The organism is Kluyvera cryocrescens NBRC 102467, from assembly GCF_001571285.1.
Classification (GTDB): domain Bacteria; phylum Pseudomonadota; class Gammaproteobacteria; order Enterobacterales; family Enterobacteriaceae; genus Kluyvera; species Kluyvera cryocrescens.
Genome location: NZ_BCTM01000014.1, coordinates 158676 through 173103, shown reverse-complemented (window position 1 = coordinate 173103; position 14428 = coordinate 158676). Strand labels below are relative to the sequence as shown.

The following is a 14428-nucleotide window of genomic DNA, read 5'->3' as shown; positions in this document are numbered from 1 at the left end:
GTAAAAAGGCGCCCTAAAGGCGTCTTTTTGCTATGCGTGATATTTGACGATTCGAACCTGCCGCAGGTTCGGGTCGAACGTCGTGAGACAACGGCGTCGTTTACGACAACGGCCCGAAGGGCGAGCGTAGCGAGTCATCCTGCACGCCCCACCAGTGTAAAATACGCCCTAACCGTTAGTTTAAGATTGAGATACCCGGGGCGACCGCCGGGTTTGGCGTCCCTCCGGGCACCAAATCCCGATGTTTCCCCTAATCGCTTTGCTTAAGTGAACGGTGTTACCCTGAAGGCACCTTTTTGCTATCTGCGATTTGTCCTTTTGCTCACCTTCGCTAGCCCTCAAGTCCCGCTTCATCCTGCCGATATTGTTTATATTTCCCTTTAGAAGGCAGATATCATGAGCACAATCAGCGCAACGGCTGTTGCGACGTTACAAAACTCCGGCAGTTCCAGCATCTCAAGCAGTAACGATGCCGCATCCCAGATGGCACGCATTACCCAGCAGATCGTCAAACTCACCCAGCAGCTCAAAGAAATTGCCGACGGTAGCGGCAGTGCAGAAGAGAAACAAAAACAGGCGGAGATGATTCAGGAGCAAATTGCCATGCTGGAAGCACAGTTGGCTCAGCTTCAGAATCAGCAGGCGGAAAAAGCGCAGGAGAAACAGGAGAGCGCCGCGGCTGCCATCACCGGGGTTAATAACCCCAGCGACGCCCATAAGATTGATGTTTATATTTGATACAGCGGATCCTGCAAACGCTCGTCCATCAGACATTGTCCCTGCTCGCGCACCACGTCCCACAGCGCCTGCGCTGCCGTTGAAAGCGAGCGTTTTTTGCGTCTCGCCAACATCAGTTGGCGTTCTACGCCTGGGGCCAGACGTTTTACCACCAACGGACTTCCCTCCGGCAGCGGTAGCGCCAAGGCCGGGATAATGCTGATACCAATCCCCGCCGTCACCATCGGGAACAACGTCGCCGGATGGCCAATTTCCTGCACGATATTGGCCTCAATGTCGTGCAAACGCAGCGCCGCATCAATCAACATACGGCTCCCGGAGGCATAATCCTGTAACACCAGCTTTGCCCCTTGCAGCGCCTGCCAGCTCACGCTGGGTAAATTCGCAAAGGGGTGATCATTGCGGCAAAGCAAAAAGAATGGTTCCGACAGCACGGTTTCGCACTGCAAATCGCTCACTGCACCAGGATCGATAACAATGCCAAAATCGACATCGCCCTGGCGGATACTCTCCAGCACCCACTGCTGAGGCCTGTCGTGTAACACAAAACGAATATCCGGATAACGTTGGTTGCTCTGGGCAATGCACTGCGGAATAAGGTGCGCTGAAATCGTCTGACTTGCTGCCACGCGCACCGTACCGCTGAGCTGCTGCCCGATACGCCCTGCCTCGCGCAACGTACTGTGGAGTTCATCGAGCTGACGCTCAAGCCGCTGCGCCAACTGCTGTCCAGCTTCTGTCAATACCACTTCACGGGTCGTACGATCCAATAACCGCACTCCGGTTTGGTTTTCCAGCTCCTTCACGCTGTGGCTCACCGCCGACTGACTTAAGCCGATGATCTCCCCTGCCCGGCTAAAGCTTTTTGCTTGAGCCACCGTCACAAACACCTTCAACTGCCGTAGCGAATAATTCATCTGTTTTATTCATGAATGGATGCAATAAATCAATTTTATTTCTCAAAAATAAAAAAGCAAAATGTCTGCATCGATCTTCAGGAGTTTTTATGAAACTTTTCCGCATTCTGGATCCTTTTACGCTGACCCTTATCGCCGTCGTCCTGCTCGCCACCTTCTTCCCAGCGCGCGGCGACTTCGTTCCTTTTTTTGAAAACCTGACTACCGCCGCCATCGCGCTGTTGTTCTTTATGCACGGTGCCAAGCTGTCGCGTGAATCAATCATCGCCGGCGGTAGCCACTGGCGACTGCATCTGTGGGTGATGTGCAGCACCTTTGTGGTCTTCCCGGTACTGGGGGTGTTGTTCGCCTGGTGGGCACCGATTAACGTCGATCCGCAGCTATACGCAGGCTTCCTGTATCTGTGTATTTTACCCGCAACGGTACAGTCGGCCATTGCCTTCACTTCACTGGCCGGAGGCAACGTTGCCGCCGCCGTCTGCTCAGCCTCCGCCTCCAGCCTGCTAGGTATTTTCCTCTCGCCGCTGCTGGTTGGCCTTGTGATGAACGTCCACGGCGCAGGTGGCAGCCTTGAGCAGGTGGGCAAAATTATGCTTCAGCTGTTGCTGCCGTTTGTACTTGGTCATCTTTCCCGTCCATGGACGGCAGCATTCGTGACTAAACATAAGAAGTGGATTGCTAAAACTGACCAGACGTCAATTCTATTGGTCGTTTACTCGGCCTTTAGCGAGGCGGTAGTGAACGGTATCTGGCACAAAGTTGGCGTCGGCTCGCTGCTGTTTATCGTAGTAGTCAGCATCGTGCTGTTAGCGCTTGTGATTCTGATCAATACCGTCGTCGCTCGGCGACTGGGCTTCAATAAAGCGGATGAAATCACGATTGTCTTCTGCGGGTCGAAAAAGAGTCTGGCCAACGGTATTCCAATGGCCAATATCCTCTTCCCGACATCGGTACTGGGCATGATAGTGCTGCCGCTGATGATCTTCCACCAGATCCAGCTCATGACCTGTGCAGTGCTGGCGCGGCGTTACAAAGCTCAGACGGAGAAACTGCAGGCCAAAGAACAGGCCCGCGTTGGAAGCTAACGCTTCAGGGGCTGTACCAGCTGGCTCAGCCCTTCAGTTTTAATCAGTAACGTTAGCTGCATCAGCTCGCCAAGATGCCCGGCAGGAAATTCATCCTTCCGGGCAAACCACAGCAGATACTCTTCAGGCACATCAATCAAACGCCGCCCCTTATACTTGCCAAATGGCATTTCAGTGTTGGCGATCTCAATGAGCTGTTCTTTATCCACGTTAGACTCCTAACAGACGCAGCATTTCAGCCTCGTCAATCACCTCAATGCCCAATTCCTGTGCTTTCGCGAGCTTCGAACCCGCAGCTTCACCGGCAATCACCAGGTCAGTCTTCTTCGACACGCTGCCAGCAACTTTCGCTCCCAGCTCAACCAAACGCGTCTTCGCATCATCACGGGACATCTGGCTCAGGCTTCCGGTCAGCACCACGGTTTTTCCCGCGAACGGGCTGTCAATCTCATCGGCATTGATGACGACCGGCGCCGGCCAGTTAACACCTTCTTTAAGCAACTGCTGGATAACCTCGCGATTGCTCTCTTCAGCAAAGAAGTTAAACACATGGTTTGCCACGACAACGCCGACGTCAGGCACTTTTTGCAGCTCATCTACCGACGCCGCTTCCAGCGCTTCCAGCGTACCGAAGAAAGCAGCCAGCCCAGCGGCCGTCGCCTCCCCGACTTCACGGATGCCTAAAGCGTAGAGGAAACGGGCAAAGGTGGTCTGTTTGGCTTTTTCCAGCGCACTCACCACATTCTGCGCCGATTTAGGCCCCATACGGTCAAGCCCGGTGAGTTTGCCCGCGGTCAGAGTGAACAGGTCGGCAGGGGTATGGACGTACTCTTTTTCCACCAACTGATCGATAATTTTGTCGCCCATGCCGTCAACATCAAGCGCACGGCGGGAAACAAAGTGTTTGAGCGCTTCTTTACGCTGTGCGCCGCAGATCAAGCCGCCGGTACAGCGCGCGACGGCCTCACCTTCAACGCGTTCAACATCAGAGTTACACACCGGACAGTGCGTCGGGAAGACGACTTCCTGAGTGTCATTCGGGCGCTCTGAAAGCACCACGTTCACCACCTGAGGAATCACGTCGCCGGCACGGCGGATCACTACCTTATCGCCAATACGCAGCCCCAGGCGTTCAATTTCATCCGCGTTATGCAGCGTGGCGTTACTGACCAGTACACCGGCGACCTGAACCGGTTCAAGGCGTGCCACCGGCGTAATGGCACCGGTACGACCAACCTGAAACTCCACGTCGCGGACAAAGGTCATTTGCTCCTGCGCCGGGAATTTGAACGCTACGGCCCAGCGCGGCGCGCGCGCTACAAAACCAAGCTGCTCTTGCAGCGCCAGCGAATTGACCTTAATCACTACGCCGTCGATGTCAAAGCCCAGCGTTGGTCGGTCTTCTTCAACCTTGTGGTAGTAAGCAAGCACTTCGTCCGGTGAATCACACAGCTTCACGCGGTCGCTGACCGGCAGGCCCCATTCCTTAAACTGCTGCAGGCGACCCAGATGGGTCCCGGGCAATTCACCGCCTTCCAGCACACCCCAGCCATAACAGAAGAAAGTAAGCGGTCGCTTCGCGGTAATACGCGGGTCAAGCTGGCGCAACGAACCGGCGGCGGCATTACGCGGGTTAGCAAATACTTTGTTTCCCGTCCGGCGCGCTTCTTCGTTAATTTTTTCAAAACCGGGCTGCGGCATAAACACTTCACCGCGCACTTCCAGACGAGCCGGGATGTTGTCACCCCGCAGTTTCAGCGGGATCGCACGGATGGTACGCACATTGGAGGTAATGTCCTCACCGGTCGTGCCGTCACCGCGCGTTGCCGCACTCACCAGCACGCCGTTTTCGTACAGGATACTGACGGCCAGCCCATCAAGCTTGAGTTCACAGCACCAGGTCAGTTTATCGGTGCTTTTCAGACGGTCCTGAACGCGTTTGTTAAAAGCGAGAAAACTGTCTTCATCAAACACGTTGTCCAGGGACAGCATCGGTACTTCATGGCGGATCTGGCTAAATGCAGCCAGCGGCTGGGCACCCACGCGTTGGGTCGGTGAATCAGAAGTGATGAGTTCCGGGTGCTGGGCTTCCAGCTCGCGCAGCTCGCGCATCAGACGGTCATACTCCGCGTCCGGCAGCTCCGGTGTATCTAAAACATGATAAAGATATTCATGATGGCGAAGCGTCGCTCGCAGTTCGGTCAGTTGTTGTTCTATTGGTTGCATATCACACCATCAATGATAAAAAACCCCCGACAGGCGGGGGTTCAGGAAAGAGTGGAAAAGTGCAGACCTATCAGGCGTTAGCGTCGATAACTTCGCGGATACGATCCTGATATTCACGCATTTTTTGCGGGGTCATCATGCGGCGCTGATCGTCTAGCACCACACCACCCACTTCATCAGCAATAAACTGGGCCGACTGAAGCATCAATTTGAAGTTTTGCAGCTCATCACCGTACGCCGGCACCTGCATGAAGATGGTCACGCCAGGCGTCTGCATCTCACCCATGTTTTCCGGATCAAACGTACCCGGTTTCAGCATGTTAGCAAGACTAAATAGCGCCGGGCCACTGCCGTCCGGGCTGAGATGGCGATGGAAAATATTCATGTCGCCAAATTTAAACCCAGCCTGCTGAATGCTGTTCAGTAGCACTTCGCCGTTAATAGACGAACCCTGATGCGCGGAAACGTTCATCACGATGACGGTCTCTTTACGCTCCTTCGCCGGCGGTACTGGCTCTGGCGCAGGTTGTTCAACCGGCGCTGGCTGAGGCGCTGGCTGCACCACTGGTGCTTCGACCGGCTGAGCAGGCGGTGCCGCTACGGGCTGCGGAGCCACTGGCGCGTGCTGCACCGGCTGTGGTTCAACGACCGGCTGGCGTACAGGTTGCTGTACCGGCTGCGGCGGTTGAACCGGCGCAGGCTGCACAGGCTGATACGGCTGTTGCACAGGCGGCGGCTGTACCGGCTCTTGCGGACGCGCAGGCTGAGGCGCCTGACGCTCGTAAGGCGGCTGGTACTGGTGTTGAGGCGGACGAGGCGCATCTTGCTCCCCAGCAACCCCAGGGGCGTGATTGACCTTGTGGACACGAACTTCACCCACGCCTTCAACATTGTCATCAAAGTCATCTTCCGACTCGTCGTCGGCGTCACGAGACTTCATTCGTTTTATTGGACGATCGCGAAACATCGATGAACGTTCTTTACGGCTCGTCCAGAAACCATGAACCAGTAAAGCGAGTATGGCGATCGCGCCAACAATGATTAATATCAGACGCAAATCCTGCATCATTATATTCTCTGTTGTTCTAACACCTTGCCACCACGGCAAACATTTACTCACTAAGAGTATTTGCCCATCACGTCAAGTGCAAGTGTACTTGAGACATTCACTGCATAAAGATGGACTAAATCGTGCTTTTTGCTGGTTTTTCGAACATTTCCTAACTGGTCATTGTCCAACAAGTCGATAAAATATAGCCGTCTTTTAATGCAGTCAGACAAAGGAGCTCCACCTGACCATGGTTTCATCGTCCGCCCCTGCCGCACGTAGCGGCGTTTACTATTTCTCTCAGGGCTGGAAATTGATCGGCTTGCCGGGCATCCGCCGTTTCGTCATTTTACCGCTGTTAGTCAACATTATTTTGATGGGCGGCGCCTTTTGGTGGCTGTTCAGCAAGCTAGGAAGCTGGATCCCTTCATTAATGAGCCGTATCCCGGACTGGTTACAGTGGCTGAGCTACCTGCTGTGGCCGGTCATCGTGCTCTCTATTTTACTGGTCTTCGGCTACTTCTTTTCCACTATTGCCAACTGGATAGCCGCACCGTTTAACGGTCTGCTGGCCGAACAGCTTGAGGCACGATTAACCGGCGCGACGCCACCCGATACCGGTATTGTCGGCATAATGAAAGATCTGCCGCGTATCATGAAGCGCGAATGGCAAAAACTGGCCTGGTACCTTCCGCGCGCCATCGTCCTGCTGCTGCTGTACTTTATCCCCGGCATTGGTCAGACGGTGGCTCCGGTGCTGTGGTTCTTGTTCAGCGCCTGGATGCTGGCCATTCAGTACTGCGACTACCCATTCGATAACCATAAAGTGCCCTTCAAAACCATGCGTGAGGCCCTGCGCACTCGTAAGGTCAGCAATATGCAGTTTGGTGCGCTGGCCAGCCTGTTTACGCTGATCCCCGTGCTCAATCTGGTCATTATCCCGGTCGCTATCTGCGGCGCGACGGCGATGTGGGTTGACTGCTATCGCGATAAACACGCAATGTGGAAGTAACCTGGCAGCGTTGCGACATACGCTCCGCCAGCCAATAAGCCCCATTCAGAACAAATGGGGCTTATACCTTGCCTTATTCCATCCGGCTTACCATTATTTCCCTTCAGTATATAGATATGCGAAATCCTTACTTCCGCAGAATCTTTAAGCAGGTATGCTGGTCCAGTACCCCAAATTTCATACAGTTAAGGACAGGCCATGAGTAAGATTTTTGAAGATAACTCCCTGACTATCGGTCATACGCCGCTGGTACGACTGAACCGCATCGGTAACGGGCGCATCCTGGCGAAGGTTGAATCACGTAACCCAAGCTTCAGCGTCAAATGCCGTATCGGTGCCAATATGATTTGGGATGCCGAAAAACGTGGCGTACTGAAACCTGGCGTTGAACTGGTTGAACCGACCAGCGGCAACACCGGTATCGCTCTGGCCTACGTTGCCGCCGCTCGTGGCTACAAACTGACGCTGACCATGCCAGAAACCATGAGTATTGAACGCCGCAAGCTGCTGAAAGCGCTGGGCGCGAATCTGGTGCTGACCGAAGGCGCGAAAGGCATGAAAGGTGCCATTCAGAAAGCGGAAGAGATTGTCGCTAGCAATCCAGAAAAATTCCTGTTGCTGCAGCAGTTCAGCAACCCGGCCAACCCGGAAATTCACGAAAAAACCACCGGCCCGGAAATCTGGGAAGATACCGACGGCCAGGTTGACGTGTTCATTGCTGGCGTAGGCACCGGCGGTACGCTGACCGGCGTTACCCGCTATATTAAAGGCACTAAAGGCAAAACCGACCTGATCGCCGTTGCCGTTGAACCAACCGACTCCCCGGTTATCGCGCAGGCGCTGGCGGGTGAAGAAATCAAACCAGGTCCGCACAAGATCCAAGGGATCGGCGCAGGTTTCATCCCAGGCAACCTCGATCTGAAACTGATTGATAAAGTTGTCGCCATTACCAATGAAGAAGCGATTTCCACCGCACGTCGTCTGATGGAAGAAGAAGGGATTCTGGCCGGTATCTCTTCCGGTGCAGCCGTTGCCGCGGCGCTGAAACTTCAGGAAGATGAAACCTTTACCAATAAGAATATTGTGGTTATCCTACCGTCTTCGGGTGAACGCTATTTGAGCACGGCATTATTCGCAGATCTCTTCACTGAGAAAGAACTGCAACAGTAATGCCATCACGTTAAAATCGTGTAAAAAAGCACCCTCCCGGGTGCTTTTTTGTGGCGTACATCAAACTTTTACCCCCCCTGGCATTGCTTCACCTCCGTAGGTCTGGTATTTAACCATCATATTTATTTTGAGCCGCGAAATTATTCGTGACAGGTTTTCCAGTGCTGAATCGATTTTATGATTTGGTTCAAATCCTGCTTTCGCGGCATAATGTTTAATGATAAGCGAAACGTCAAAGGCCAGAAGCGTCTGCGTCGGATGTTTGTCTCCGATGATAGTGCTGATTAGTGGGCGTCGCTTAATGAGTAATACAGGCTAAAGTGTGGCCACCAGGCTAGACTTTAGTTCCACAACACTAAACCTATAAGTTGGGGAAATATAATGTTCCAGCAAGAAGTTACTATTACCGCTCCGAACGGTCTGCATACCCGCCCTGCTGCTCAGTTTGTTAAAGAAGCTAAAGGCTTCACTTCAGAGATCACTGTGACTTCCAACGGCAAAAGCGCTAGCGCGAAAAGCCTGTTCAAACTGCAAACTCTGGGCCTGACTCAGGGTACCGTTGTCACCCTGTCCGCTGAAGGTGAAGACGAGCAGAAAGCAGTTGAACATCTGGTTAAACTGATGGCTGAACTCGAGTAAGTTCAAAGAGTTCTTTTCAATATCAGTCACAAGTAAGGTAGGGTTATGATTTCAGGCATTTTAGCATCCCCGGGTATCGCTTTCGGCAAAGCACTGCTGCTGAAAGAAGATGAGATTGTCATCGACCGGAAGAAAATTTCTGCCGATAACGTTGAGCAGGAAGTTGAGCGTTTTCTGAGCGGTCGTTCTAAAGCGTCCGCACAGTTGGAAGCTATCAAGACTAAAGCTGGCGAAACTTTCGGTGAAGAAAAAGAAGCCATCTTCGAAGGGCATATCATGCTGCTCGAAGATGAGGAGCTGGAGCAGGAAATCATAGCCCTGATTAAAGATAAACACATGACGGCTGACGCAGCTGCGCATGAAATTATCGAAGGTCAGGCGACTGCCCTGGAAGAACTGGATGATGAATACCTGAAAGAACGTGCGGCTGACGTACGTGATATCGGTAAGCGTCTGCTGCGCAACATCCTGGGTCTGGCAATCATCGATCTTAGCGCCATTCAGGATGAAGTTATCCTGGTTGCCGCTGACCTGACGCCATCCGAAACGGCACAGTTGAACCTGAAGAAGGTACTGGGCTTTATCACTGACGTTGGTGGCCGTACCTCCCACACCTCCATCATGGCGCGTTCCCTGGAACTGCCAGCGATCGTGGGCACCGGTAGCGTCACCTCTCAGGTGAAAAATGGCGACTATCTAATTCTGGATGCCGTAAACAATCTGGTTTACGTCAACCCAAACAACGAACAAATCGAAGAGCTGCGTGCCGTACAAGAGCAGGTTGCCTCTGAGAAAGCTGAACTGGCAAAACTGAAAGATCTGCCGGCAATCACCCTTGATGGCCACCAGGTTGAAGTTTGTGCCAACATCGGTACCGTGCGTGATATCGACGGTGCTGAGCGTAACGGTGCGGAAGGCGTTGGTCTGTACCGTACAGAATTCCTGTTCATGGACCGCGATGCGCTGCCAACTGAAGAAGAACAGTTTGCTGCGTATAAAGCCGTTGCTGAAGCCTGTGGCTCGCAAGCGGTTATCGTCCGTACCATGGACATCGGTGGCGACAAAGAGCTGCCGTACATGAACTTCCCGAAAGAAGAGAACCCGTTCCTGGGCTGGCGCGCCGTGCGTATCGCCATGGATCGCAAAGAGATCCTGCGTGACCAGGTTCGCGCCATTCTGCGTGCGTCCGCTTTCGGTAAACTGCGCATCATGTTCCCGATGATCATCTCTGTTGAAGAAGTTCGCGCGCTGCGCAAAGAGATTGAGATCTACAAACAGGAACTGCGTGACGAAGGTAAAGCCTTTGACGAAGCCATTGAGATTGGCGTGATGGTGGAAACACCAGCGGCGGCAACCATTGCGCGTCATCTGGCCAAAGAAGTTGATTTCTTTAGTATCGGTACCAATGATTTAACGCAGTATACTCTGGCAGTTGACCGTGGTAATGATATGATCTCGCATCTTTACCAACCAATGTCACCTTCTGTTCTGACGCTGATTAAGCAAGTTATTGATGCTTCTCATGCTGAAGGCAAATGGACTGGCATGTGTGGTGAGCTTGCAGGCGACGAACGTGCTACACTTCTGTTGCTGGGGATGGGTCTGGACGAGTTCTCTATGAGCGCCATTTCTATCCCGCGCATTAAGAAGATTATCCGTAACACGAACTTCGAAGATGCGAAGGTATTAGCAGAGCAAGCTCTTGCTCAACCAACAACGGACGAGTTAATGGCGCTGGTTAACAAGTTCATTGAAGAAAAAACAATCTGCTAATCCACGAGATGCGGCCCAAATTACTGCTTAGGAGAAGATCATGGGTTTGTTCGATAAACTGAAATCTCTGGTTTCTGATGACAAGAAAGACACAGGAACAATTGAGATTATTGCACCGCTCTCTGGCGAGATCGTCAACATCGAAGACGTGCCGGATGTAGTGTTTGCTGAGAAAATCGTTGGTGATGGCATTGCTATCAAACCGACTGGCAACAAAATGGTTGCGCCGGTTGACGGCACCATCGGTAAAATCTTTGAAACCAACCATGCTTTCTCTATCGAATCCGATAGCGGCATCGAGCTGTTCGTTCACTTCGGTATCGATACCGTTGAACTGAAAGGCGAAGGTTTTAAACGTATCGCGGAAGAAGGCCAGCGCGTTAAAGTTGGCGATACCGTGATTGAGTTCGATCTGGCCCTGCTGGAAGAGAAAGCCAAGTCTACCCTGACTCCGGTTGTTATCTCCAACATGGATGAGATCAAAGAGCTGACCAAGCTTTCCGGTAGCGTAACTGTGGGTGAAACCCCGGTTATCCGCATCAAGAAGTAATTCTTGCTGCATAGAGAAATGGCGCCACTTGGCGCCATTTTTTTTACCCTATGGCCTTAAATTGCCGACGTCACCGGACGAAAATACGGTTCACGCATCAGGACTTTCATTCCATCAGGGCCGCTTTCCAGCATCCTTCGCTCGCTGTCAGAAACCTGTAGCTCGCACTGATAACCGCCGGTAACGCCAAAAATGGCGCGCGCCACGCAGGCATCCTCCAGCGCATCCTGACCGCTGGTATCAAAATGACCAACCAAACGCCCATTATGGCGCACAACCAGGCGATAGCTCTTCATCGCACCTCCCCTGCCGGCGGCAGTATCAACTCATCACAACCGCATTTCTGCGTCCAGCTCATCACCTCAAGTACGCGCTCGGCGGCATCCCGCGCGGCATCTGACAGCGTTTTTTGCTGCACAATGCCACTGATCAGCTCAGCGCAGAACAGATCGCCCGTACCTTTGAGGTCCGTTTCCAGACGCGAATGTTCAATCACATCCACGGCATCAGCAGTCACAACAGCAACCGTAATATTATCTGCATTACGCGCCGGGGCGCTGGTGATAATGACCCACTTCAAGGTCTCAGTGAGCAGCGATTGCGCCGCCGTTACCGCTTCATTCAGCGTCCTGCAGGGTTTACCGCTCAACATCTCGAGTTCAAACACGTTCGGCGTCAACCCCTGCGCCAGCGGCAGCAGATGGGTACGATAGGCCTGCGGAATTTCGGCCTGCACGTAGATTCCGCTGTCCACATCACCAATCACCGGATCGACCAGAATCGGGATCTGCGGGTGCGACTGCTGGACCGTTTTAAGCCATTCGGCGAGTAGCGCAATCTGCTCCGCGCTACCCATATAGCCCGTGGTGACCGCTTTCAGCTCGCGCAGCGCGTCGCGTTCATTGAGCGCCCGAAGATAACCGCCAAACCACTCGCCGGGAATAATGCCGCCATAATAGGTCTCATAGTGCGGCGTATTGCTAAACAACACCGTTGGCACCGCAGTCACCCGCAGGCCGTGCGCCTTAATCGCCGGGACGGCAATACTGTTGCCGACGCTGCCGTAAACCACCAGCGACTGAACGGCAACGATATCCGTTTGCTGCGCCCGGTGCTTATCGTTAAAGAGCACCGACTGTATTTCACTCTCCTGCCCCATCACCTTCTCCTCTGACTCTGGACAGCGGGCTCACGCCTCACTATTATCGTCACATGCTAAAATTCATTTTGTCATAGGTCAATAATGATCGACGGAAAAAGCGCCAACGAAATCTTTGACAGTATTCGTCAGCATATCACCAGCGGCAAACTGGCCAAGGGTGAAACGCTGCCGCCGGTTCGCGAGCTGGCAGCTCAGCTTGACGTTAACCGTAATACCGTCGCATCAGCCTATAAGCGGCTGGTCACGTCCGGGCTAGCGCTGAGCCTTGGGCGTAACGGGACGGTGGTGAAAGAGACGCTGCAGCCGGTCGCACTGGAAGGCGGCGATCCGCACACACCGTTGACCGATCTCTCCAGCGGCAATCCTGCTCCCGACCGACTTCCTGACCTCAATCGCTGTTTATCGCATATCAGCCGCACGCCGCGTCTGTACGGAGATGCGCCGGTCACACCGCAGCTTCAGCGCTGGGCGAGCGACTGGATGCAAGAGGCCCTGCCCGCTCCGGGTGAAATCGATCTGACCAGCGGGGCAATAGACGCCATTGAACGCTTGTTGTGCGCCCATTTGCTGCCCGGTGACAGCGTGGCGGTGGAAGACCCATGCTTCCTGAGCAGCATCAGCATGCTGCGCTACAGCGGATTCACCGCCAGCCCTGTGAGCATCGATAGTGAAGGGATGCTGCCTGACATGCTGGAACACGCGCTCAGCAAAGGTGCCCGCGCGGTGATTTTAACGCCACGCGCCCATAACCCAACCGGCTACAGCCTGAGTAAGACGCGTGCTGCCGCGCTACAGGCAATAATCAGCCGCTATCCGCAGGTATTGGTGATTGTCGACGACCACTTCGCCCTGCTGTCCTCCGCTGACTGGCACCCGGTGATCGCGGCACAAACGCTGCATTGGGCGGTGGTGCGCTCGATGTCTAAAACGCTGGGGCCCGACCTACGGCTGGCGTTTGTCGCCAGTGACTCAGCGACATCGGCGAAGCTGCGTCTGCGCCTTAACTCTGGAAGTCAGTGGGTTAGCCATCTGCTCCAGGATGTGGCCTTTGCCTGCTTAACCGACGAACGCTACCAGCAAGAGCTCAAGCAAACCCGGCAATTCTACGCCAGCCGGCAGCAGAGTCTGGCTCAGGCGTTGCGTGCTCAAGGCATCGAGGACGTCATTCCCGGCGACGGCCTGAACCTATGGCTACCACTGGCAGCGGCCAGCCAGCCAACCGCCTTCGCACTCGCTAAGTCCGGTTGGCTGGTACGCGAAGGTGAAGCATTCGGCGTCAACGCCGCCGCACACGGATTACGCATCACCCTTTCGACGCTAGACGATAGCAACATTACCCGGCTGGCCGCTGACATTCAGCGGGCGCTTAACCCATAACAGGAGAACCTGCGTGCGAGTCCATTTTGTTATTCATGAATCATTCGAATCAGCCGGCGCTTACCAACCCTGGGCGCAAACGCGCGGTCACGATATTAGCTGGACTCACGTCTACAATCGCGAGCCCGTTCCAGCTAACGCCGACGGTTTTGATATGCTGGTCGTGTTTGGCGGCCCCCAGTCTCCGCGCACCACGCTTGCCGAATGTCCCTACTTTGACTCTCAGGCAGAACAGCGCCTGATAAAGCAGGCCATTGACGCAGGGCGTGTTGTGGTCGGCATTTGCCTTGGTTCACAGTTGATTGGTGAAGCGCTGGGCGCTGAAGTATGTCAAAGCCCGAACAAGGAGATTGGCCACTACCCGATAACGCTGACAGAAGCCGGCACACAGCATCCACTGCTCAGCGATTTTGGTTCATCGTTAACCGTCGGCCACTGGCATAACGATATGCCGGGGCTGACCGCTGAGACGGTCATCCTCGCGGAAAGCGCCGGCTGCCCACGCCAAATTGTGCAGTTTAGCGATAGAGTCTATGGTTTTCAGTGCCATATGGAATTTACCGCTGAGGCAATCGAAGGGCTTATCCAGCATTCAGAGCAAGAACTGGCAGAGGCGAAAGGCAAACCGTTTATTCGTTCCGTTGAAGAGATGCGCAACCACGATTACCGTGAAATGAACCACAAACTGTGGTCGTTCCTCGATAAGCTGACCGAGTCCCGCTAGCCCGCAC

General features: G+C 53.9%; 15 protein-coding genes and 1 other RNA gene. 10 read left to right on the top strand and 6 right to left on the bottom strand.

The window, feature by feature from the left end; translation table 11 throughout:
* Positions 1-20 precede the first annotated feature (20 nt).
* Both KCR01S_RS12110 and KCR01S_RS12105 read left to right on the top strand, forming a co-directional pair.
* Positions 21-154, top strand: a non-coding RNA gene (locus KCR01S_RS12110) — RtT sRNA.
* A gap of 242 nt (positions 155-396) precedes the next feature.
* Positions 397-738, top strand: a complete 342-nt coding sequence (locus KCR01S_RS12105; RefSeq protein WP_061282978.1) for a FlxA-like family protein — start codon at positions 397-399, stop codon at positions 736-738.
* Here KCR01S_RS12105 and KCR01S_RS12100 read toward each other — a convergent pair.
* Positions 729-1655, bottom strand: a complete 927-nt coding sequence (locus KCR01S_RS12100) for a LysR family transcriptional regulator (protein WP_061282977.1) — start codon at positions 1653-1655, stop codon at positions 729-731. The two genes, KCR01S_RS12105 and KCR01S_RS12100, sit on opposite strands and share 10 nt — an antisense overlap.
* Positions 1656-1744: 89 nt before the next feature.
* On the opposite strand from KCR01S_RS12100, the gene KCR01S_RS12095 reads away from it, so the two are divergent.
* Positions 1745-2740 (top strand): bile acid:sodium symporter family protein, encoded by a 996-nt coding sequence (locus KCR01S_RS12095; RefSeq protein WP_061282976.1) that lies wholly within the window; start codon positions 1745-1747, stop codon positions 2738-2740.
* Here the strand turns inward: KCR01S_RS12095 and KCR01S_RS12090 are convergent.
* The 3 genes from KCR01S_RS12090 to zipA all read right to left on the bottom strand — a co-directional run bounded on the left by KCR01S_RS12090 (position 2737) and on the right by zipA (position 6035).
* Positions 2737-2949, bottom strand: a complete 213-nt coding sequence (locus KCR01S_RS12090; protein ID WP_052282371.1) for a DUF3820 family protein — start codon at positions 2947-2949, stop codon at positions 2737-2739. The genes KCR01S_RS12095 and KCR01S_RS12090 overlap by 4 nt on opposite strands.
* Before the next feature lies 1 nt (position 2950).
* Positions 2951-4966 (bottom strand): NAD-dependent DNA ligase LigA, encoded by a 2016-nt coding sequence (gene ligA, locus KCR01S_RS12085; RefSeq protein WP_061282975.1) that lies wholly within the window; start codon positions 4964-4966, stop codon positions 2951-2953.
* Between the two features lie 70 nt (positions 4967-5036).
* A complete protein-coding gene (gene zipA, locus KCR01S_RS12080; RefSeq protein WP_061282974.1) occupies positions 5037-6035 on the bottom strand; it encodes a cell division protein ZipA in 999 nt (332 codons plus the stop codon).
* 229 nt (positions 6036-6264) lie between these two features.
* Here zipA and cysZ point away from each other — a divergent pair, with 229 nt between their 5' ends.
* The 5 genes from cysZ to crr all read left to right on the top strand — a co-directional run bounded on the left by cysZ (position 6265) and on the right by crr (position 11158).
* Positions 6265-7026 carry a sulfate transporter CysZ gene (gene cysZ / locus KCR01S_RS12075; RefSeq protein ID WP_061282973.1) on the top strand — a complete coding sequence of 254 codons (762 nt, stop codon included), beginning with the start codon at positions 6265-6267 and terminating at the stop codon, positions 7024-7026.
* Between the two features lie 198 nt (positions 7027-7224).
* Positions 7225-8196: a cysteine synthase A gene (gene cysK / locus KCR01S_RS12070; RefSeq protein ID WP_052282366.1), complete on the top strand. Its 972-nt coding sequence runs from the start codon at positions 7225-7227 to the stop codon at positions 8194-8196.
* Between the two features lie 381 nt (positions 8197-8577).
* Positions 8578-8835, top strand: a complete 258-nt coding sequence (gene ptsH / locus KCR01S_RS12065) for a phosphocarrier protein Hpr (RefSeq protein ID WP_002913505.1) — start codon at positions 8578-8580, stop codon at positions 8833-8835.
* Positions 8836-8880: 45 nt separating this feature from the next.
* The gene (gene ptsI / locus KCR01S_RS12060) at positions 8881-10608 is read left to right on the top strand and encodes a phosphoenolpyruvate-protein phosphotransferase PtsI (protein ID WP_061282972.1); all 1728 of its coding nucleotides are present in this window, start codon (positions 8881-8883) and stop codon (positions 10606-10608) included.
* Between the two features lie 40 nt (positions 10609-10648).
* Positions 10649-11158: a PTS glucose transporter subunit IIA gene (gene crr / locus KCR01S_RS12055; protein ID WP_052282364.1), complete on the top strand. Its 510-nt coding sequence runs from the start codon at positions 10649-10651 to the stop codon at positions 11156-11158.
* 56 nt (positions 11159-11214) lie between these two features.
* Here the strand turns inward: crr and KCR01S_RS12050 are convergent, their stop codons facing one another.
* Together KCR01S_RS12050 and pdxK are read right to left on the bottom strand one after the other, a co-directional pair.
* Positions 11215-11454: a hypothetical protein gene (locus KCR01S_RS12050; RefSeq protein WP_061282971.1), complete on the bottom strand. Its 240-nt coding sequence runs from the start codon at positions 11452-11454 to the stop codon at positions 11215-11217.
* Positions 11451-12317, bottom strand: coding sequence for a pyridoxine/pyridoxal/pyridoxamine kinase (gene pdxK / locus KCR01S_RS12045; RefSeq protein WP_061282970.1), 867 nt, complete (start codon positions 12315-12317; stop codon positions 11451-11453). The genes KCR01S_RS12050 and pdxK overlap by 4 nt, the downstream gene beginning before the upstream one ends.
* An 84-nt stretch (positions 12318-12401) precedes the next feature.
* Here pdxK and ptsJ point away from each other — a divergent pair, with 84 nt between their 5' ends.
* Together ptsJ and KCR01S_RS12035 are read left to right on the top strand one after the other, a co-directional pair.
* The gene (ptsJ, locus tag KCR01S_RS12040; protein WP_061282969.1) at positions 12402-13697 is read left to right on the top strand and encodes a MocR-like B6 salvage transcription factor PtsJ; all 1296 of its coding nucleotides are present in this window, start codon (positions 12402-12404) and stop codon (positions 13695-13697) included.
* A 13-nt stretch (positions 13698-13710) separates the two neighbouring features.
* Positions 13711-14421 carry a type 1 glutamine amidotransferase gene (locus tag KCR01S_RS12035; protein ID WP_061282968.1) on the top strand — a complete coding sequence of 237 codons (711 nt, stop codon included), beginning with the start codon at positions 13711-13713 and terminating at the stop codon, positions 14419-14421.
* The last annotated feature ends 7 nt before the right edge of the window (positions 14422-14428 follow it).

Excerpts from the sequence above, each read along its gene's own strand:
- ptsI (WP_061282972.1), top strand. The coding sequence starts at position 8,881 with ATGATTTCAGGCATTTTAGCATCCCCGGGTATCGCTTTCGGCAAAGCA.
- KCR01S_RS12050 (WP_061282971.1), bottom strand. The coding sequence starts at position 11,454 with ATGAAGAGCTATCGCCTGGTTGTGCGCCATAATGGGCGTTTGGTTGGT.
- zipA (WP_061282974.1), bottom strand. The coding sequence starts at position 6,035 with ATGATGCAGGATTTGCGTCTGATATTAATCATTGTTGGCGCGATCGCC.
- KCR01S_RS12095 (WP_061282976.1), top strand. The coding sequence starts at position 1,745 with ATGAAACTTTTCCGCATTCTGGATCCTTTTACGCTGACCCTTATCGCC.
- ligA (WP_061282975.1), bottom strand. The coding sequence starts at position 4,966 with ATGCAACCAATAGAACAACAACTGACCGAACTGCGAGCGACGCTTCGC.
- ptsJ (WP_061282969.1), top strand. The coding sequence starts at position 12,402 with ATGATCGACGGAAAAAGCGCCAACGAAATCTTTGACAGTATTCGTCAG.
- cysK (WP_052282366.1), top strand. The coding sequence starts at position 7,225 with ATGAGTAAGATTTTTGAAGATAACTCCCTGACTATCGGTCATACGCCG.
- ptsH (WP_002913505.1), top strand. The coding sequence starts at position 8,578 with ATGTTCCAGCAAGAAGTTACTATTACCGCTCCGAACGGTCTGCATACC.
- pdxK (WP_061282970.1), bottom strand. The coding sequence starts at position 12,317 with ATGGGGCAGGAGAGTGAAATACAGTCGGTGCTCTTTAACGATAAGCAC.
- KCR01S_RS12100 (WP_061282977.1), bottom strand. The coding sequence starts at position 1,655 with ATGAATTATTCGCTACGGCAGTTGAAGGTGTTTGTGACGGTGGCTCAA.
- crr (WP_052282364.1), top strand. The coding sequence starts at position 10,649 with ATGGGTTTGTTCGATAAACTGAAATCTCTGGTTTCTGATGACAAGAAA.
- KCR01S_RS12105 (WP_061282978.1), top strand. The coding sequence starts at position 397 with ATGAGCACAATCAGCGCAACGGCTGTTGCGACGTTACAAAACTCCGGC.
- cysZ (WP_061282973.1), top strand. The coding sequence starts at position 6,265 with ATGGTTTCATCGTCCGCCCCTGCCGCACGTAGCGGCGTTTACTATTTC.